Source organism: Caulobacter sp. DWR2-3-1b2 (assembly GCF_049896345.1).
Classification (GTDB): Bacteria; Pseudomonadota; Alphaproteobacteria; order Caulobacterales; family Caulobacteraceae; genus Caulobacter.
In genome coordinates this window covers 1-16,252 of the sequence record NZ_JAFCUC010000004.1, presented here as the reverse complement: position 1 = coordinate 16,252, position 16,252 = coordinate 1, and the positions used below count along the sequence as shown (strand labels likewise).

Here is a 16,252-nt window from a genome sequence, read left to right as displayed (position 1 = left end):
CCGGTCCTCACGGCCCGGTCCTCACGCCTTCTCCACGAAGCTGTCGATCACCTTCTTGTCGCCGGCCTTGTCGAACGACACGCTGAGCTTGTTGCCCTCGACCGCAGTCACCTTGCCGTAGCCGAACTTGACGTGGAACACCCGGTCTCCCCGCTTGTGGTCGCTGGCCGCCGAACTGGCCGAGACCGCCACAAGCCGGCCCTCGCCCTCGATGGGCGCCGAGCGAGCGGCCGAGCCGCCGGCCCGCCAGGTCGGCGTGTTCTTCTCGCCGAAGCCCGACGTGCGCTCCTGCGCCCGCTTCCAGCCGGGGCTGTCATAGCTTCCGGCGCTGAAGGTGTTGGAAGGTTCGTCCCAGCGCGAGGCCACGGTCTGCTGCATGCCAGGGCCGCCGCCGTAATAGCCGGTCTCGGACGCGGCATCGACGTGGGCCAGGGGCAGTTCGTCGACAAAGCGCGACGGCAGTTGGCTGGTCCAGCGGCCATAGACCTGGCGGTTGGCCACGAAGCTGATCCGCGCCTCCTCGCGGGCCCGGGTGATGCCCACATAGGCCAAGCGGCGCTCTTCCTCGAGGCCCTTCTCGCCCTTGTCGTCCATGCTGCGCTGGCTGGGGAAAACGCCTTCCTCCCAGCCGGGCAGGAAGACCAGCGGGAACTCCAGCCCCTTGGCCGAGTGCAGAGTCATGATCCAGACCGCGTCGTCGCCAGCGCCCTTGTCCAGGTCCATGACCAGCGACACGTGCTCAAGATAGGCCTCCAGCGTGTCGAAGGCGCTCATCGACTGGACAAGCTCCTTGAGGTTCTCCAACCGCGTCTGGCTGGTCGGACCCTTGTCCAGCCGCAGGGCGTCGGTATAGCCGCTCTCCTCCAGCACGGCCTCCAGCACCCGCTGGTGCGGCGTGGTGCTGGCCAGGGCGCGCCAACGGTCCAGGTCGCGCAGGAAATTGCTCAGGGCCGTGCGGGTGCGGGCCGGCAGGTCGTCGCTGCCAATGATGACCCGAGCGGCGTCAACCGTCGAAATGCCCTCCCGCCGGGCGATCTGCAGCAGCTTGGTCACCGAGGTGTCGCCGATGCCGCGCTTGGGGGTGTTGACGATTCGCTCGAAGGCCAGGTCGTCGTCGGGAGACTGGATCAGGCGCAGATAGGCGTGGGCGTCGCGGATCTCGGCCCGTTCGAAGAACCGCGGGCCGCCGACCACCTTGTAAGGGATCTGCAGCATCACGAAGCGCTCTTCGAAGGCCCGCATCTGGAACGAGGCGCGCACGAGGATGGCCATCTGGGCGTATTTTCGGCCCGCCTTCTTCGCGGTCTCGATCGCATCGGCGACCATCCGGCTCTCGGCCTCGCCGTCCCAGACGCCGCTGACCTTGACCTTTTCGCCGCCCTGGATCTCGGTCCACAGCGTCTTGCCCAGCCGGCTCTTGTTGGTGTTGATCAGGCCGGCCGCCGCCGCCAGGATGTGTTCGGTGGAGCGGTAGTTGCGCTCCAGCTTGACCACCTTGGCGCCCGGGAAGTCGCGCTCGAAGCGCAGGATGTTGTCGACCTCGGCCCCGCGCCAGCCATAGATCGACTGGTCGTCATCGCCCACGCAGCAGACGTTCTGTCGGCCCTGGGCCAGCAGCCGCAGCCACAGATATTGGGCGACATTGGTGTCCTGGTATTCGTCGACCATCACGTACTGGAAGCGGCGTTGGAAATCGGCCAGCACGTCGGGATGGCTAGTGAAGATGGTGATGTTGTGCAGCAGCAGGTCGCCGAAGTCGCAGGCGTTCAGGATGCGCAGCCGCTCCTGGTATTGCCGGTACAGCGCGATACCCTTGCCGTTGGCGAACTCGCCGGCCTCGCTGGCCGGCACGCGGTCAGGGGTCCAGCCGCGGTTCTTCCACTGGTCGATCAGTCCGGCCAGGATGCGCGGCGTCCAGCGCTTGGCGTCGATATTGTCGGCCTCGATCAGCTGCTTGAGCAGCCGTTCCTGGTCGTCATTGTCGATGATCGTGTAGCTGGACTTCATGCCCACCAGCTCGGCGTGGCGGCGCAGGATCTGGGCGGCCACCGAGTGGAAAGTGCCCAGCCAGCGCAGGCCCTCGGCCTCGTCGCCGATGATGTGGGTGATCCGCTCGCGCATCTCCTTCGCCGCCTTGTTGGTGAAGGTGACGACCAGCAGCTCCCAAGGCCGCGCCCGGCCCGTCGCCAGGATGTGAGCCAAGCGGGTGGTTAGCACCCGGGTTTTGCCGGTGCCAGCGCCCGCGAGCACCAGGACGGGGCCTTCGGTGGCCTCGACAGCGGCCCGCTGTTCGGGGTTCAGCCCTTCGAAATAGTTCGCGACCGGGCGCTCCGGTCCGCGCGGGCGGGCCAGGTCGGAGATGCGCGGGGCGGGCAGGTCGCCGGGGAAGTCGTCGGCGGACGGGGGGGCGGGCGGGTACGAGTCGAAGACGGAAGACATGGAACATATGTAGCACAAACTTCGCCCGGCTTAAGCCCTCGGGCCGGAGATGTCGCAGGGGTTACCAAGTCTGCCGGTTAGGCCAAAATCTGCAGCCCGTGCTTTTGCACAATCGCCAGCAACTTGAGCGCCGCGCCGCTGGGCTTCTTGGCGCCGGCCTCCCACTTCTCAACCGTGCTTTCGCTGGTATTGAGATAGCGGGCGAAGACCGGCTGGCTGACATGGTTGCTTTCGCGAAGCTGCTTGATCTGCGCGGGCTCGATCATCGGCGGCGTGGTCAGGCAGGTGGCGTCGAAGTCGCGCATCGTGGCCTTGTTGATCGTGCCGGCCCGATACATCCCGGCGACGTTGTCATGGATCGCCTCGAAGGCGTCGCTCTTAAACTTGCGCTTGGTCATGACAGATCTCCACAATCACCTTGGCCTCTAGCTCCCTGTCGATCTCCACGTCGGTCTTTTCGGCGTGGGGGTCGGCCAGCTTGCGAAAGGCCTTCAATTCGTCGTCGTCGATATTGGCCCTGTCCTTCTTGGCGAACAGATAGGCGTAAACCCAATACCTTCGACCTTTGGCCAGGATGATGCTGCGGCTACGGTTCTTGTCGAGGCGCTTCTTGAACACCCCGCCGCCCAGATCATCGGCTTGGCCCGCCTCGGCCGCTGACGCTGCCGCGCAAAGCTCGTCGTCCTTGATCAGCGCCTTTTTGGCCGCCCCGGTGAACCAAGCCGTCTTGAAGACCCGCCTGACTTAATTGGTCTCAGTCATCATGAAAATATAGCACTAAGTGCTACCTGTTGGAAGCGAGACCAAAACGGGAATCCTTCGGTGCGCGCCACGTGTCGGAACCACGACTGGCGCCTGCCGTTTGTTCGGCGGGACGACAATTCACGGAGAGATCAAGTGGCTGAAGGTAATACGAGCGGGGGCGGCAACGCCGGAATGGCGTTCATCATCGGCGCTTTGGTGGTCGTGGTGGCGGTGATCGCCTATTTCGTCTTCACGGGCGGGGTGAGCCACAAGAAGAGCGTTGATATCAATGTCTCCGCACCGCAGCTGGACGCGCCCAAGGTTCCGGACGCGCCGAAGTAGAAGCAGGCCATGGCGCGTCATCGCAACGGACAGCCACTCCAGCTGATCGGATGGGCAGGACTGGCCTTGGTGGTCGTCCTGCTTTTCGTCGTCGCCCTGGTGTGGAGCAGCTGGCGCACGGGTTTGCTGGCAATTCGATCGAACGACATCGTGCTGCGAATGCCCGCCGCGCCCGGTTTGCCACGCCTGCCGCGTATACCGATGCCCGATCCGCAGCCTTCCCCGTTGCCGGGGCCTGGGCTCAAGGCAGAGACCTAGAGCACTTCCCGACCTGACTGCGTCAGGCCGTGAGCTCTAATCTTTCGTTTTGACGCATTTTTCTTCACGCGAACCGGAACCACTTCGCTCGAAAAATGCCCTGGCCTAGTGGGCCTGCCCATACTGCAAGGCATAGACCCGGCAGGCCGAAGCCAGGGGCCGCTCGCCGCGTCCGGCGTCGATGCGCTGGATCAGGCCGGCGATACTGGTCGCGTTGGCCGCCGCGGCGCTCTGCAGCACGGCCCAGAACTCCGGCTCCAGCGCCAGCGAGGTGGCGTGACCGGCCAGGTTGATCGAACGCTTTTTCAGACTGCCCATCTCGCCCGTCCCATCTCGCCAGTAAATATTCGCGTAGCGGGGATCGCCGAACCCCCTTGATTAAAAATGACGCAATGTCATCTTTATGGGGTTCAGCCGGAGCATGCCTCATGATCACCGCCACGCAAGCCCTCGATGATCAAAACACTCGGCAGCCGGTTCGGCGCCAACGCGACACCTTCCAGGTGCAGCCTTTGCGGGCGCTCAGGGCCGTACGGCGCCTGATCGCCGACAAGGAAGACACCGCCCAGGTGTTCGAGATCATGCGCGCCCTCTCCGGCACGTCGGTGGTCGAGGGCTATCGGCGCCTTATGCGCACGGCGCAGGGAGGCCGCATCGCCTATGAACGTGAAGAGTTCGCCGAACGCCTGTCGGACAAGAGCTGGCTCGCGCAGTTCGGGCCCGGCACGGTGGGCGCGGGCTATCGCGACTTCATCGCGCCGCGCGGCTTGACCGCCGAGGGCTTGGCCAATGAGAGCCGCAAGGTCGTCGATGGCGACATCGACGCTCCGCACCCCCTGGCCTGGTACGGCCGGCGCATGCGCGACGTGCACGACGTCTGGCATGTGCTGACCGGCTACGGCACCGACTCGCTGGGCGAGGTCTGCGTGGTGGCCTTCTCCTACGCCCAGACCCGCAATCTGGGCTTCGCCCTCATCGCCCTGGCCGGCGCACGCCAGTTCACCAAGCAGAAGACCGGTCAGCCCTATCGCAAGGCCGTGCGCGAGGCCTGGCGCAACGGCCGCGCGGCGGCGTGGCTGCCGGAGGTGGACTATCCGGCTCTTTTCGCCCTGCCGCTCGACGAGGCCCGCAAGCTGCTGAAGGTCGGGCCAAACACGGTCTATCAAGCCATCCCGGCGCACTATCGCGATCGCTTCACGCCGCAATAAGCGACGGGCAGGGCGCGCTCAGGCGCCGCCTAGATGTTGATACCGCGCGATCAATGGGTCCCCAGCCGCCTGGGCCAGGATCCAGTCGCGGAAGGCGGCGATCTTGCGCACCCGGCGGCGTTCGGCGGGATAGGTGATCCAATAGCCGCCGCCATACTGCGCGACGACATCGAAGGGCGCGACGAGGCGGCCCTGGGCGATGTCCTGGGCGTAGAAGATCGGCGAGCCTAGGGCCACGCCTTGCTCGGCCAGAGCCGAGGCCACTTCCAGCGCCTGGGCGTCGGCCATCAGGCGCGGCGCGACGCGCGTGTCGCAGGGGGCCACGCCCGCCGCGTCAAACCAGGTCGCCCACTCGGCCGCCGAGCCGATGCGCGGGGCGTCGACGAGGTCGGCCGGCGTGGCCAGGCCGCCGATCCGCGCCAGGAACGTGGGTGTGCACAGGGCGGTCTGGATCGATGGCGCCAGGAAGTGGCTCTCCAGGCCAGGCCACTGACCCCGTCCGCCGCGAAGGGCCAGATCGACGCTCTCGCGCTGCAGATCTACGACGCGGCTGGAGGTCTCCAGCCGTACGGCCAGCTTGGCGTGGGCCACCTGGAAGCCGCCCAGGCGTGGGGCGAGCCATTGGGCGCCCAGGCTCTGGACGGTGGTGATCGACAGCACGCCCTCGCCCGTATCGATCAGGTCCGACAGCGCCATGCGCAGGATCGCCATGGCCTCGGTCGCGGCCCGCGACAGTCGCTCGCCGGCGGGGGTCAGCAAGACCTCGCGGGGTAGGCGGGTGAACAGCAACTGATCCAGGCGCTGCTCCAGCGCCTTGACCTGCCAGCTGACGGCGGCCTGGCTGACGCCCAACTCGTCGGCGGCCTTGGTAAAGCTCTTCAGGCGCGCGGCCGCTTCGAAGATCCGGATCGCGCTGAGCGGCAAGGTGGCGAGGATGTCTGACATAAGTAAGGCTTATGTTTACCCAAGGAGGCCCCGTTTGTCATCCAATGGCAAAAACGCGATTTTCCAGTCATCGCAGCGCAGGGAAGGCGACGATGATGGACGAAGCGATCAAGACCCATAAGGAAACTAGCTTTGGTTGGGTGCTGGCGCTGCAGCATCTAGCGGCGGCATTTCGGCGAGCCAGGACGTCGCGGCGGATGGCCGGCTCCGCGGAAAGCGCCGTTCAGAACCCGACGCCGCCCAAGCCCATGCGGTATCTGGCTCCTCGCTAAGGAACTGGTCCCTGAGACGGCTCGCTTCCCCGTCTCCCCGGCGACCCCTCAGTCCTCGTCTTGGCCGTCCCGCTTGGCCCCGTCCAAATCACGCCTGAGCTTCTCGGCTAGCGCCGCCTCGGCGACCTTTTCGCCCTTGGTGCGGCCGAACTTGGCGCGGTTCTCGACGGCCTGGGTCTTGGCGTTTGTCTTGGCCCTGACCTTGCGGGCCTGATTGAGGTTGAGGATCTCGGCCAAGGCTCAGCCCTTCTTCTTGGGAGGCGTCGCTGGCCGCAGGATGAGGGTAGATTGCAGGCGCAAGGTCTGGCCCTGCTTGAGGACGAAGGGCGCGCGACCGGGGAAGACGCAGTTCTGCATCGACAGCTCCTTGCGAAGGATCCAGCGGGTGATCGGCGCGCCGTTGGCTTTGCAGGCCAGGCCCACGGTCCAGGCCGGAGCCCCGCCGCCCGGCGTCCAGGCGAAGCCCATGGCCTTGCCGGCCTCGACGGGCCCGACCGCCGGCGCCACGGCCTTGCCGTTCGAGCCGAAGGCCAAGCGGTCGGGCTTGACCAACCGGATCGAGAACCCGCCATAGCCCTTGTCGTCGTCGCTGCCGCCCAAGGCCAGGGTTTTGGACCGCGCGGTGATCACCGTGTCGAAATCGATGCGCCGAGCGCCGCTCTTCAGCGGATACACCCGTACCTTGGTGGTCTCGCGCGCCACATAGGCCACCTCGGGTCCGGAACTGACGATCCAGTCGGCATTGACCAGCAGCGTCCCGCCACCCGCGCTGTCGCCCTTGAAACGCTTTTCGCAGACATTGAAGGTCAGCCCTTTCATGAACCAGCCGTCGGCGACATTCTTGCCGTCGACGATGACCTGATGCCAACTCCAGAAGGCGCCGCGCTGGTGCAGGTGGTCGGCGGGCCGATCCTCCGTCAGCACGGCTCCGTCGGGCGCCCAGATCGGGTGGACATAGTTCAAGCGGCCCGACTCGTGCGGATCGGCGGGCGCGGTGCGGTAGAACAGCACGCTCTTGCCGCCGTCCGTCAGGGTGACGCCGTCGGGGGCGAACACCGCGTCGACTCGGGGCAGGGGCGCGACCGACGCAGCGGCGACGGGGGCAGGAGCGCTCGCGACGGCCTCCGACGCCGTCTGGGCCGAGGCAGTCGCCGCGCCAGTCAGTATCAGCAGCAACGCGGCGGCGAGCGGTCTGATCATCTGTCATTCCTCATCGGACGGGTGACGACTGATAGCCAAGGATAGCCACGGTCGCAAAGCTTCACGCTGAACAGCCAACCTCACCCTTGAGCAGAACATGTAAAGAACATTCGCGCCTCGCAAGAGCTTCGTGAAACCCCGTGGCCCGTTGGCCCGTTGGCTCTCCGAACGTTTTCATCCATCGGAGAACCACCATGATCGACATCTCGCAAATCCGCGAACATCTGGAAGTCGTCGGCTCGGACGGCGGGCATGTCGGTCGCGTGGACCATGTGCTCGGCGACGAGATCGAGCTGGCCAAGCTGGATCTTGGCGGCGGGTTCAAGCACCACCTGATCCCGATCAGCTGGATCGACCATATCGACGAAGACGCCGTGCATCTTTCGCTGACCCAGGACGACGCCAAGGCCCAGTGGCGCGAGAAGCACTGACGTTCATCGCACGGCGATTGACAGCTCGGCTGCTCTGAACGATCCCTCGCCCGTCTCGGGTGAGGGATTTTCGCATGTATCGGCTCTACTACTGTCCCAGCACGGCCAGCTTGGCGGCGCACTGGATGCTGATCGAGATGGCCGTGTCGTTTGAGCTGACGCTGATCGACACGGCCACGGGCGTGCAGAAAAGCCCCGACTATTTGAAGCTCAATCCCAGCGGCGTGGTGCCGACCCTGATCGTCGATGGCGCGCCGGTCTGCGAGGTGGCGGCGATCCTGATGCTCCTGGCCGAGCGTCATCCCGATCGGGGCCTGGCCCCGGCGGTGGGCGCGCCAGAGCGCGCGGCCTGGCTGCAGTGGATGGTGTATCTGGCCAATACCGCGATGCCGGGCTTCCGGGCCTGGTTCTATCCGCATGAGCCGGCTGGAGAGGCTGCGACGGAAGCGGTGACGGCCAATGCCGCAGCGCGACTGGCGGCGATCTGGGACCGCATCGACGCCCACCTGGCGGCCCAGCCAGGCCCCTACATGTTGGGCGAGCGGCTATCGACCGTCGACTTCCTGGCGACCATGCTGATGCGCTGGTCGCGCAACATGCCCAGGCCCGCGACCATGTGGCCCAACATCGCCCGCTACCTGGCGGGGATGCGCGCCATGCCGTCCCTGCGCGAGGTGCACGCGCGTGAAGGACTGACGGACTGGATCGACGATGAGCCTAGGGAATAACCGTCGGCCTTGGCTTTGCGGACCTGTCGACAAGAAAGGGCGGTCCCGCTGGACCGCCCCTGGCATTCAGGTCCTCCAAGAACAAGCGGCGGTGATCAGCGCCCGCCGCCGGTGATGTCCTTGATCATCGCCTGCACCGGGGCCTTGCCGCCGGCGTTCCAGACGGCCTTGAGGTGCGCCAGGGTATGTTCGGCCGCGCCCTCGAACTTCCACTCGCAGTCCACGATCTTGCAGTTGTCGAACACCGGGGCCTTGCCGCCAGCGAAGGTCAGACGGCAGTCGCGGAATTCGCAGTCGCTGAAGTGCTCGCCGTCGAGGACGACGGTTTCATGGTTGAACGCGGTAGAACTGGGCATAGGCCGTCTTTCACTGGTCGTCGGACATTAGTCGTCAGTCGGGGTCCGAGGGGACTCGTCGGGATTTTGCGCGGCCTTCTCGGCGGCCTTCTGAGCGGCCTTTTCGGCGGCCTTCTTGGCCTTCAGGCGCTCGCGCTCTTGACGTTCGAAAGAATAGTTAGGCGTACGGGCCATGCGGCGACCTCCTTTGTCACAGACGTGCGACGCGGACCGTTAGCGCGGTTCGCGAGCAAAGGGTTGCGATTTTTACGCGATGACGTGGAACAGGCGGGGATGCACGCTCATAACAAGGCGTTTAGCCGACCGCTTGCGCAGCGCGGTGGGTGTGCATCCCCAAATCGCCTGGAGCCTATTTCAGATTGCCGCAGAAGCGCTGGATGCGCGTGCAGGCGTCTTCCAGAACGTCGTTGGCGGTGGCGTAGCTGATGCGGAAAAACGGCGACAGGCCGAACGCCGCGCCGTGGACCACGGCCACGCCTTCGGTCTCCAGCAGTTCGACGGCGAAGTCCTCGTCGCTCTCGATAACCTTGCCGTTGGGCGCGGTCTTGCCGATCAGGCCGGCGCAGGACGGATAGACGTAGAACGCGCCTTCCGGGGTCGGGCAGTGCAAACCGGCCGCCTGGTTCAGCATCGACACCACCAGGTCGCGACGTTCCTGGAACAGCTTGGCGTGCGGCTTGATGAAGTCCTGCGTGCCGTTCAGGGCCTCCAGCGCCGCCCATTGCGATATGGACGAGGGGTTCGAGGTCGTCTGGCTGATCATCTTGGCCATGGCCTTGATCAACGGCTCGGGACCGGCCGCATAGCCGATCCGCCAACCGGTCATGGCATAGGCCTTGGACACACCGTTCATCGTCAGGGTGCGGTCATAGAGCCTGGGCTCAACCTGGGCGATGGTGGTGAATTCGAAGTCGTCGAACACCAGGTGCTCGTACATGTCGTCGGTCAGCACCCAGACCTGCGGATGGCGCAGCAGTACGTCGGCGATGGCCTGCAGCTCGGCGCGAGTATAGGCGCCGCCCGAGGGGTTGGACGGGCTGTTGATGATCAGCCACTTGGAGCGGGGCGTGATCGCCGCTTCCAGGGCGGACGGCGTGATCTTGAAGCCGCTCTCGGCGGTAGTCTCCACGGCCACCGGCGTGCCGCCGGCCAGCAGGGTCATGTCGGGATAAGACACCCAGTAGGGGGCGGGGATGATCACCTCGTCGCCCGGGTCCAGAGTGGCGACCAGGGCGTTGTAGATCACCGGCTTGCCACCCGGCGCGACGTGAACCTGGCTTGGCTTGTAGTCCAGGCCGTTCTCGCGCTTGAACTTGGCGCAGATCGCGGCCTTCAGCTCGGGCATGCCGTCGGGGTCGGTGTACTTGGTTTTGCCGGCGCGGATCGCCGCGATTCCGGCTTCCTTGATGTTATCGGGGGTGTCGAAGTCCGGCTCGCCCGCCGATAGGGCGATGATGTCGCGACCGGCGGCCTTCAGGGCGCGCGCCTTGGCGCTGATGGCGATGGTGGCCGAAGGGGCGATGCGCCGCAGGGCGGCGGACTCGAGCGACATAGTTCAGGACTCCCCTGGGAGGACGTGGACTCGAAAGACCGGTTTCAGGATTGCGGCGGTCTTTACGCCCCCGCTTGCCGCGGCGCAACGCGGCATGACGCCGAAAACCGGGGTTCTTGCGTCGGCAGGACACTAGCGGTACCGCTATCATCATAACGAGGCCGTCGCGCATGGCGGGCGGCCCGGGGGAGCAAACGACCTATCGCCCGACCACGGGCGGCCACGCGGCGCATGACGTCGCAGAAGGGGGAAACACCATGAGCAAGATCGTACTGCTGGCCGCCGTCGCGGCCCTGGGCCTGGCGACCGTCCGGCCGGCCTCGTCGGCCGAAGACATCATGAAATACGCGATCAACAAGCCATCGACGTCCTGGACCCTTTACGGTCCGGGCCAGACGAACAGCTACGTCAAGGACAAGGCCGTGGCGGGCGGCGGCGGCCTGCGGGTGCAGGTGGCCACGGCAGCGCCGGACAAGCCCTGGACCATCGGGGCTAGCCAGGCGGTGCAGGGCAAGATCACCAAGGGTGACGTGCTGATGGTGGCCTTCTACGCCAAGGCCGAACCTGTCGATGGCGGCCCGGCCTCGGGCACGGTCAGCGCGGTGCGGATCCAGCAGGCGGCCGAGCCCTGGGGCGGCATCGTCGAGGGCACGCCGATCGCCATCACCGGCTCCGAATGGAAGATCTACACCTCGCGCGGCCGAGCGACGATCGACGCCGACAAGGGCCAGGCCAGCGTCTCGCTACAGCTGGCCGGCGCCAGACAGACCCTGGTGCTGGGGCCGCTGTTCGTGCTGGACTTCGGGGCCGACTACGACCCGAAGAAGTTTGAGTAAAGCCACCCACATTCCGCACACGCTACACGAACGCCGCCAGGCGCCGGCCGAGATAGGCGGTGGTATTCTCGTCCATAAGTACGGCGGCCTCAATCTTGGTGTGGGCTTGGCCGACCAGCATCTCGCTGAGCGGCCAGCATTGGGCCGAGACCATGCGCAGCGACTGGCGCAGGGCGTCCTGGGCGCGGACTGTGCCGGTGACACCGGGCGAGGCGCCGATGATGCAGGCGAGCTTGCCGTCCAAGGCCGAGGGAGGGCCGCGCGAGGCCCAGTCGATGGCGTCCTTCAGCACTCAACTGAACAGGCGGCGACCGCTAGAGCATTTCCCGACCTGACTGCGTCAGGCCGTGAGCTCTAATCTTTGGTTTTGACGCATTTTTCTTCACGCGAACCGGAACCCCTTCGCTCGAAAAATGCTCTAGCCAGCGATCGGTCGATCGTGAAAGGCGAGATCAACTGGCCAATGCGGTCCTGGCCGGCTGTGCGCGGCTGGCGACCATGTGCGCTTCGACGAAGACCCAAAGCCGTTCCAGGTCGCGGGCGGCCGGGCCAGCGCCCTCGCACTCGGGCACGCAGCGGCCGTTCGCCATGGCCGTCTGGAAGACGTCGCGCGCCCGCAGGCCGTACGGCGCCAAGGGCAGGCCGCAGAAGCGCAGGGCCTCGAGGATGTCCGGATAGGCGACCGGCGCCACCTCGGCCTTGCTGGTGTGGGCCTGGTTGAGCACAACGAAGCCGCTCTTGCCGAGCCGCCGCACGGCCTCGGCCGAGCGCACGATCGGGGCCAGGTCCAGGAACGAGGGACGTCCAACCACCAGGCAGAGGTCCGAGAGGTTCACCGCCTGGGCGACATCGGTCTCGGGCGAGGCGGGGGTGTCGATGAAGAGGTAGTCGTAGTCCTCGCGCATGGCGGTGGACCGGGCGTGGAACAGCTTGCCCGCTACGCCGTCGACCAGAGTAGGGCCAGGCTCGACGCGACGTCGCAGGGAGTCGGAGGCCGAACGCTGGGCATCGATGTCGGCCAGCATGACCTTGCGCCCGGCCAGAAAGGCCATCAGGGCTAGGTTCACGGCCAGTGTCGTCTTGCCCGACCCGCCCTTGCGAGAAAGCACTGTAATCGTCTTCATGATCTGGTGTCTCCGCCCCATAAGCGCGGCCTCTTGTCAGCGCCGCAAGATCACCGATTGCGACAACTGTTATGGTTCAGGTGTGAACAGAACTTCAACTTGCGGAATATCTTGCAAGCAGGTTTAGCGCCAGCCTCAAGAGCTTGTTTTTCCTGGGAATCCTTGTCGAGCTTAAACCGCGCGGGCGCCGCGCGCCTGCTGGTCCAGGGTCAATTGCGCGGCCAGATGGTCCCAGAGACGCGAAATCTCCTGGGCGGCGGGGCTGGCCGAATCCCACTCGCCGACCGAGCGGCCATGGGCGATCGACTGCTGGTAGATGGCCCGCGAGCGCAGCCCGACCGGCGCGACCGGCAGGCCGCAGAAGCGCAAGGCCTCGACCGCCTTTTGCACGGCCACCGGTTCCAGCGCGCCACGCTTGGGCGGAGCCTGGCTGAGCACGATGACCGCGGCCTTGCCCAGCCGGCGGACCATCTCGGCCGAGCGCGCCACCGAGGCGATGTCCAGGAAGGTAGGCCGGCACACCAGCACGCAGAGATCGGCGGAGTTCACGGCCACGGCCACGTCGGAGTCCGGGGCGGCCGGGGTGTCGATCAGCATCACGTCATAGGCGTCGTGGATCGCGTGAGACCGGGTCTGAAAAAGTTTGCCGGCGTTGATCTCGGCCAGGGTGGGGCCCGGCTCGGTGCGGGCGCGCATGACGTCCGACGCCGAACGCTGCGGATCGATGTCGGCGAGCATGGTTCGCCAGCCACCGAGGTGGGAGGCCAGGGCGAGGTTAATCGACAGGGTGGTCTTACCCGCCCCGCCCTTGCGGGAAATCACAGCCAGGGTCTTCACGTCCGACGCACTCCCCAAGAACGCTCGCTTTCCGCAGCGGCGCCTGTGGATAACTTAGCCGCGCGGTGAGACAGCTTCGCAACGGAATTGTCGTGGCGCGGGAATCTTAACCGTACCGCGACGAGACGGCGCGGAAGCGTGACAATAAAGTGGGCGATCGGCGGACGTTTTGCACCCATGTGGCGCGTGAGGTGGGGCTTGACCCAACGGAGACCATGGGCGAGGCAGGGACGTGATAGCCCGGCTGATCGAATTCTTCACCAATATGGACCGCCGCGCCTGGCGCACGGTGGCGGTGTCGTTCGTGCTGTTCGGCGGGGTAGGGGTCGTCTTCCTGTTCGGAGCCCAGATGCTGGGCTTGAATGGCGAGGCTGCGGTGGAGCACTGGCTGAGCGCGGCGCACGGACCCTGGGCACTTCCCGTGGCGGTGGCGGCCTTCGCGGCGCTAGCCTTCATCGGCGTTCCGCAGTTCGTGCTGATCGCCGCGGCGGTGGTGGCCTTCGGGCCCTGGACAGGTTTCGCCTATAGCTGGATCGGCACCCTGGTCTCGTCCCTGGTCGGGTTCTGGGTGGGGCGCGCGTTCGGCGGGCGACTGCTCAAGGACCTGGCCGGCGACGGCGTGGCCAAGTTCATGAAACTGATCGGCAAGAACGGCTTCCTGGCCAGCCTGATCGTCCGCTTGGTGCCCTCGGCGCCATTCATCGTCGTCAACATGGCCGCCGGCGTCACGCCGATGAAGATTCGCGACTTCACCGCTGGCACAGCCATCGGCATCATCCCGAAGATCGCCCTGACCGCCTTCGCCGGCAATTCCATCGTCCAGGCGCTGGAGGGCGGGGGGCAGCGGCACATTGTCATGCTGGTGATCGCGGTGGCGGTGTGGATCGTCTGCGGCTTGGTGGCCCGCGCCTGGCTCAAGAAGCGCGAGACGGCTGAGTAGCCAAGGCCAGTGAAGGCAGATCGCCTCTCGATGCCGCGGCTAGCGAGGCGGTTTTGACGTCTTTCTTCCCTATTTGCCAATCGTCAAGCCACGATTAGCCAGGAGGAGGGATGGAACTTGCTCCGTGTGCGGCAAAATCAGCCTTTGGCGCAAAATGCTTGCTCGAATTTAGGCCGCTGTGTAGAAAGTCTGCATGAACGTCGCGCGCCAACTGCTTCGCCTTCGGCTTATCACCCCCTGGGCGCTCTAGGGGCCGCGCATCGTCGTGGCCGGGCGCGCAGGGGATAACCGACCCGCCGCCGCCCCGCACGCAGACACCTTCCGACGAGTAGATCCATGACATCCCCGATTTCTCCTGGCGTAGCCGCCGGCGCTTTTGACAAGCGCGACAACGTCGTCATCTTCGACACCACCATGCGCGACGGCGAGCAATCGCCCGGCGCCTCGATGTCGCATGACGAAAAGCTTGAACTGGCCAAGATCCTCGAGGAGATGGGGGTCGACGTCATTGAGGCCGGCTTCCCGATCGCCTCGAACGGTGACTTCGAGGCGGTCCGTGAGGTCGCCAAGATCGTCAAGAACAGCACCATCGCCGGCCTGTGCCGCGCCCACCAGGTCGATATTGATAGATGTGCGGAGGCCCTGAAGGGCACCCAGCGTGGCCGCATTCATGTGGTCATCGCCACCAGCGACCTGCACATGAAGCACAAGCTGCAGATGGAGCCCGAGGCGGTGATCGACGTGATCGCCCGGTCGGTCACTCACGCGCGTAATCTGCGCGACGATGTCGAGTGGTCGGCCGAGGACGCCACCCGCAGCGACCGCCAGTTCCTGCGCCGCGCCATCGAGACGGCCATCAAGGCGGGGGCGACGACAATCAACCTGCCCGACACGGTGGGCTACACCTATCCGTCGGAATATGCCGACCTGTTCAGTTGGATGACCCAGAACGTCGAGGGCGCCGACCGAGTGATCTTCTCGACCCACTGCCACAACGACCTGGGTCTGGGCGTCGCCAACAGCCTCGCGGGCGTGCAGGGCGGGGCGCGCCAGATCGAGTGCGCGATCAACGGCCTGGGCGAGCGGGCCGGCAACGCGGCGCTAGAAGAGATCGTCATGGCCCTGAAGGTGCGCGCCGACAAGCTGCCCTACGAGACCAAGATCGACACCACCCATATCACCCGCGCTAGCCGCTACGTTTCGGCCATCACCGGTTTCCCGGTGCAGTACAACAAGGCTATCGTCGGCAAGAACGCCTTCGCGCATGAGAGCGGCATCCATCAGGACGGGATGCTGAAGAACCGCGAGACCTATGAAATCATGACCCCGGAATCGGTTGGCCAAGCGCCGTCCAGCCTGGTCATGGGCAAGCATTCGGGCAGCCACGCCTTCCGCGCCAAGCTGAAGGACCTGGGTTACGAGTTGGGCCAGAACGCCCTGAAGGAGGCCTTCGGCCGCTTCAAGGATCTCGCCGACCGCAAGAAGCACGTCTATGACGACGACATCATCGCCCTGGTCGACGACGCCCTGGCGCGCGGCTCCGAACGGATCCGCGTCCAGCGCCTGCGGGTAGTGGCCGGCACCGACGGACAGTCGGCCGAGCTGACCCTCGAAGTCGACGGCGAGGTCAAGACCTCGGAAGCCTCCGGCGACGGTCCGGTGGACGCGGTGTTCAACGCCATCCAGCAGATCGTGCCGCACGACGCCGCCCTGCGCCTGTTCCAGGTCCACGCGGTCACCGAGGGCACCGACGCCCAGGCCCAGGTCTCGGTCCGGCTCGAAGAGGACGGTCGCATCGCAACCGGCCAGGCCGCCGATACCGACACCCTGACCGCCTCGGCCAAGGCCTATGTCAACGCCCTGAACAACCTCATGGCGCGCAAGGAAAAGAGCCGGCCAGACACGGCGATCGCCAGCGGGTTCTAGGCCGTAGTGACGATTTAGGATTCCCATCGAGAGGCGGTTCTGATTCAACGCTGCTTTTTGGAGGCGGTGTTGGAAGGCGAAGTTCTTCGGGACGATCAGTGGGCTCGGATCGAG

20 protein-coding genes and 1 pseudogene are annotated in these 16,252 nt (G+C 65.7%); 8 read left to right on the top strand and 13 right to left on the bottom strand.

Annotated elements, in window-relative coordinates; translation table 11 throughout:
* Positions 1–21: 21 nt before the first annotated feature.
* From ACP694_RS11830 to ACP694_RS11820, 3 genes and pseudogenes are all read right to left on the bottom strand, one after another.
* The gene (locus ACP694_RS11830) at positions 22–2,439 is read right to left on the bottom strand and encodes an ATP-dependent helicase (RefSeq protein WP_426012627.1); all 2,418 of its coding nucleotides are present in this window, start codon (positions 2,437–2,439) and stop codon (positions 22–24) included.
* Between the two features lie 77 nt (positions 2,440–2,516).
* Positions 2,517–2,837, bottom strand: a complete 321-nt coding sequence (locus ACP694_RS11825) for a helix-turn-helix domain-containing protein (protein ID WP_426012625.1) — start codon at positions 2,835–2,837, stop codon at positions 2,517–2,519.
* A pseudogene (locus tag ACP694_RS11820) lies at positions 2,818–3,165 on the bottom strand (type II toxin-antitoxin system RelE/ParE family toxin); the annotation flags it as partial. The pseudogene ACP694_RS11820 and the gene ACP694_RS11825, both read right to left, overlap by 20 nt.
* A 210-nt stretch (positions 3,166–3,375) precedes the next feature.
* Here ACP694_RS11820 and ACP694_RS11815 point away from each other — a divergent pair.
* Complete coding sequence (locus ACP694_RS11815; protein ID WP_426012624.1) at positions 3,376–3,525, top strand: hypothetical protein; 150 nt, start codon at positions 3,376–3,378, stop codon at positions 3,523–3,525.
* Between the two features lie 9 nt (positions 3,526–3,534).
* Positions 3,535–3,783: a hypothetical protein gene (locus ACP694_RS11810; RefSeq protein WP_426012622.1), complete on the top strand. Its 249-nt coding sequence runs from the start codon at positions 3,535–3,537 to the stop codon at positions 3,781–3,783.
* Between the two features lie 105 nt (positions 3,784–3,888).
* On the opposite strand, the gene ACP694_RS11805 is transcribed toward ACP694_RS11810, so the two are convergent.
* Complete coding sequence (locus tag ACP694_RS11805) at positions 3,889–4,101, bottom strand: ribbon-helix-helix domain-containing protein (RefSeq protein ID WP_426012620.1); 213 nt, start codon at positions 4,099–4,101, stop codon at positions 3,889–3,891.
* 110 nt (positions 4,102–4,211) lie between these two features.
* On the opposite strand from ACP694_RS11805, the gene ACP694_RS11800 reads away from it, so the two are divergent.
* Positions 4,212–4,991, top strand: coding sequence for a Coq4 family protein (locus ACP694_RS11800; RefSeq protein ID WP_426012618.1), 780 nt, complete (start codon positions 4,212–4,214; stop codon positions 4,989–4,991).
* Between the two features lie 18 nt (positions 4,992–5,009).
* On the opposite strand, the gene ACP694_RS11795 is transcribed toward ACP694_RS11800, so the two are convergent.
* The 3 genes from ACP694_RS11795 to ACP694_RS11785 all read right to left on the bottom strand — a co-directional run bounded on the left by ACP694_RS11795 (position 5,010) and on the right by ACP694_RS11785 (position 7,408).
* Positions 5,010–5,936 carry a LysR substrate-binding domain-containing protein gene (locus ACP694_RS11795; RefSeq protein ID WP_426012616.1) on the bottom strand — a complete coding sequence of 309 codons (927 nt, stop codon included), beginning with the start codon at positions 5,934–5,936 and terminating at the stop codon, positions 5,010–5,012.
* 320 nt (positions 5,937–6,256) lie between these two features.
* Complete coding sequence (locus ACP694_RS11790) at positions 6,257–6,445, bottom strand: DUF4169 family protein (protein ID WP_426012614.1); 189 nt, start codon at positions 6,443–6,445, stop codon at positions 6,257–6,259.
* A 3-nt stretch (positions 6,446–6,448) separates the two neighbouring features.
* Positions 6,449–7,408, bottom strand: coding sequence for a DUF6807 family protein (locus ACP694_RS11785; protein WP_426012612.1), 960 nt, complete (start codon positions 7,406–7,408; stop codon positions 6,449–6,451).
* 194 nt (positions 7,409–7,602) lie between these two features.
* Between ACP694_RS11785 and ACP694_RS11780 the strand changes: the two genes are divergently transcribed.
* Entirely contained in the window at positions 7,603–7,839 is a 237-nt protein-coding gene (locus ACP694_RS11780; RefSeq protein ID WP_426012610.1) for a DUF2171 domain-containing protein, read from the top strand.
* 74 nt (positions 7,840–7,913) lie between these two features.
* Positions 7,914–8,567 (top strand): glutathione S-transferase family protein, encoded by a 654-nt coding sequence (locus ACP694_RS11775; RefSeq protein ID WP_426012608.1) that lies wholly within the window; start codon positions 7,914–7,916, stop codon positions 8,565–8,567.
* 95 nt (positions 8,568–8,662) lie between these two features.
* On the opposite strand, the gene ACP694_RS11770 is transcribed toward ACP694_RS11775, so the two are convergent.
* The 3 genes from ACP694_RS11770 to ACP694_RS11760 all read right to left on the bottom strand — a co-directional run bounded on the left by ACP694_RS11770 (position 8,663) and on the right by ACP694_RS11760 (position 10,475).
* A complete protein-coding gene (locus tag ACP694_RS11770; protein ID WP_426012606.1) occupies positions 8,663–8,923 on the bottom strand; it encodes a hypothetical protein in 261 nt (86 codons plus the stop codon).
* A 27-nt stretch (positions 8,924–8,950) separates the two neighbouring features.
* Positions 8,951–9,097, bottom strand: coding sequence for a hypothetical protein (locus tag ACP694_RS11765; RefSeq protein ID WP_426012604.1), 147 nt, complete (start codon positions 9,095–9,097; stop codon positions 8,951–8,953).
* A gap of 175 nt (positions 9,098–9,272) precedes the next feature.
* The gene (locus ACP694_RS11760) at positions 9,273–10,475 is read right to left on the bottom strand and encodes a pyridoxal phosphate-dependent aminotransferase (protein ID WP_426012602.1); all 1,203 of its coding nucleotides are present in this window, start codon (positions 10,473–10,475) and stop codon (positions 9,273–9,275) included.
* Between the two features lie 257 nt (positions 10,476–10,732).
* Between ACP694_RS11760 and ACP694_RS11755 the strand changes: the two genes are divergently transcribed.
* Positions 10,733–11,311, top strand: a complete 579-nt coding sequence (locus ACP694_RS11755; RefSeq protein ID WP_426012600.1) for a hypothetical protein — start codon at positions 10,733–10,735, stop codon at positions 11,309–11,311.
* A 22-nt stretch (positions 11,312–11,333) separates the two neighbouring features.
* Here the strand turns inward: ACP694_RS11755 and ACP694_RS11750 are convergent, their stop codons facing one another.
* The 3 genes from ACP694_RS11750 to ACP694_RS11740 form a co-directional block, all read right to left on the bottom strand.
* Positions 11,334–11,603 (bottom strand): NADPH-dependent FMN reductase, encoded by a 270-nt coding sequence (locus ACP694_RS11750; protein ID WP_426012599.1) that lies wholly within the window; start codon positions 11,601–11,603, stop codon positions 11,334–11,336.
* 160 nt (positions 11,604–11,763) lie between these two features.
* Complete coding sequence (locus tag ACP694_RS11745; RefSeq protein ID WP_426012598.1) at positions 11,764–12,435, bottom strand: AAA family ATPase; 672 nt, start codon at positions 12,433–12,435, stop codon at positions 11,764–11,766.
* A 171-nt stretch (positions 12,436–12,606) separates the two neighbouring features.
* Positions 12,607–13,272 (bottom strand): AAA family ATPase, encoded by a 666-nt coding sequence (locus ACP694_RS11740; protein WP_426012597.1) that lies wholly within the window; start codon positions 13,270–13,272, stop codon positions 12,607–12,609.
* A gap of 232 nt (positions 13,273–13,504) precedes the next feature.
* Between ACP694_RS11740 and ACP694_RS11735 the strand changes: the two genes are divergently transcribed.
* Together ACP694_RS11735 and ACP694_RS11730 are read left to right on the top strand one after the other, a co-directional pair.
* A complete protein-coding gene (locus ACP694_RS11735; RefSeq protein ID WP_426012595.1) occupies positions 13,505–14,212 on the top strand; it encodes a TVP38/TMEM64 family protein in 708 nt (235 codons plus the stop codon).
* Between the two features lie 336 nt (positions 14,213–14,548).
* Complete coding sequence (locus ACP694_RS11730) at positions 14,549–16,138, top strand: 2-isopropylmalate synthase (protein ID WP_426012594.1); 1,590 nt, start codon at positions 14,549–14,551, stop codon at positions 16,136–16,138.
* Positions 16,139–16,252 lie beyond the last annotated feature (114 nt).

Excerpts from the sequence above, each read along its gene's own strand:
- ACP694_RS11830 (WP_426012627.1), bottom strand. The coding sequence starts at position 2,439 with ATGTCTTCCGTCTTCGACTCGTACCCGCCCGCCCCCCCGTCCGCCGAC.
- ACP694_RS11825 (WP_426012625.1), bottom strand. The coding sequence starts at position 2,837 with ATGACCAAGCGCAAGTTTAAGAGCGACGCCTTCGAGGCGATCCATGAC.
- ACP694_RS11815 (WP_426012624.1), top strand. The coding sequence starts at position 3,376 with ATGGCGTTCATCATCGGCGCTTTGGTGGTCGTGGTGGCGGTGATCGCC.
- ACP694_RS11810 (WP_426012622.1), top strand. The coding sequence starts at position 3,535 with ATGGCGCGTCATCGCAACGGACAGCCACTCCAGCTGATCGGATGGGCA.
- ACP694_RS11805 (WP_426012620.1), bottom strand. The coding sequence starts at position 4,101 with ATGGGCAGTCTGAAAAAGCGTTCGATCAACCTGGCCGGTCACGCCACC.
- ACP694_RS11800 (WP_426012618.1), top strand. The coding sequence starts at position 4,212 with ATGATCACCGCCACGCAAGCCCTCGATGATCAAAACACTCGGCAGCCG.
- ACP694_RS11795 (WP_426012616.1), bottom strand. The coding sequence starts at position 5,936 with ATGTCAGACATCCTCGCCACCTTGCCGCTCAGCGCGATCCGGATCTTC.
- ACP694_RS11785 (WP_426012612.1), bottom strand. The coding sequence starts at position 7,408 with ATGATCAGACCGCTCGCCGCCGCGTTGCTGCTGATACTGACTGGCGCG.
- ACP694_RS11780 (WP_426012610.1), top strand. The coding sequence starts at position 7,603 with ATGATCGACATCTCGCAAATCCGCGAACATCTGGAAGTCGTCGGCTCG.
- ACP694_RS11775 (WP_426012608.1), top strand. The coding sequence starts at position 7,914 with ATGTATCGGCTCTACTACTGTCCCAGCACGGCCAGCTTGGCGGCGCAC.
- ACP694_RS11770 (WP_426012606.1), bottom strand. The coding sequence starts at position 8,923 with ATGCCCAGTTCTACCGCGTTCAACCATGAAACCGTCGTCCTCGACGGC.
- ACP694_RS11765 (WP_426012604.1), bottom strand. The coding sequence starts at position 9,097 with ATGGCCCGTACGCCTAACTATTCTTTCGAACGTCAAGAGCGCGAGCGC.
- ACP694_RS11760 (WP_426012602.1), bottom strand. The coding sequence starts at position 10,475 with ATGTCGCTCGAGTCCGCCGCCCTGCGGCGCATCGCCCCTTCGGCCACC.
- ACP694_RS11755 (WP_426012600.1), top strand. The coding sequence starts at position 10,733 with ATGAGCAAGATCGTACTGCTGGCCGCCGTCGCGGCCCTGGGCCTGGCG.
- ACP694_RS11745 (WP_426012598.1), bottom strand. The coding sequence starts at position 12,435 with ATGAAGACGATTACAGTGCTTTCTCGCAAGGGCGGGTCGGGCAAGACG.
- ACP694_RS11730 (WP_426012594.1), top strand. The coding sequence starts at position 14,549 with ATGACATCCCCGATTTCTCCTGGCGTAGCCGCCGGCGCTTTTGACAAG.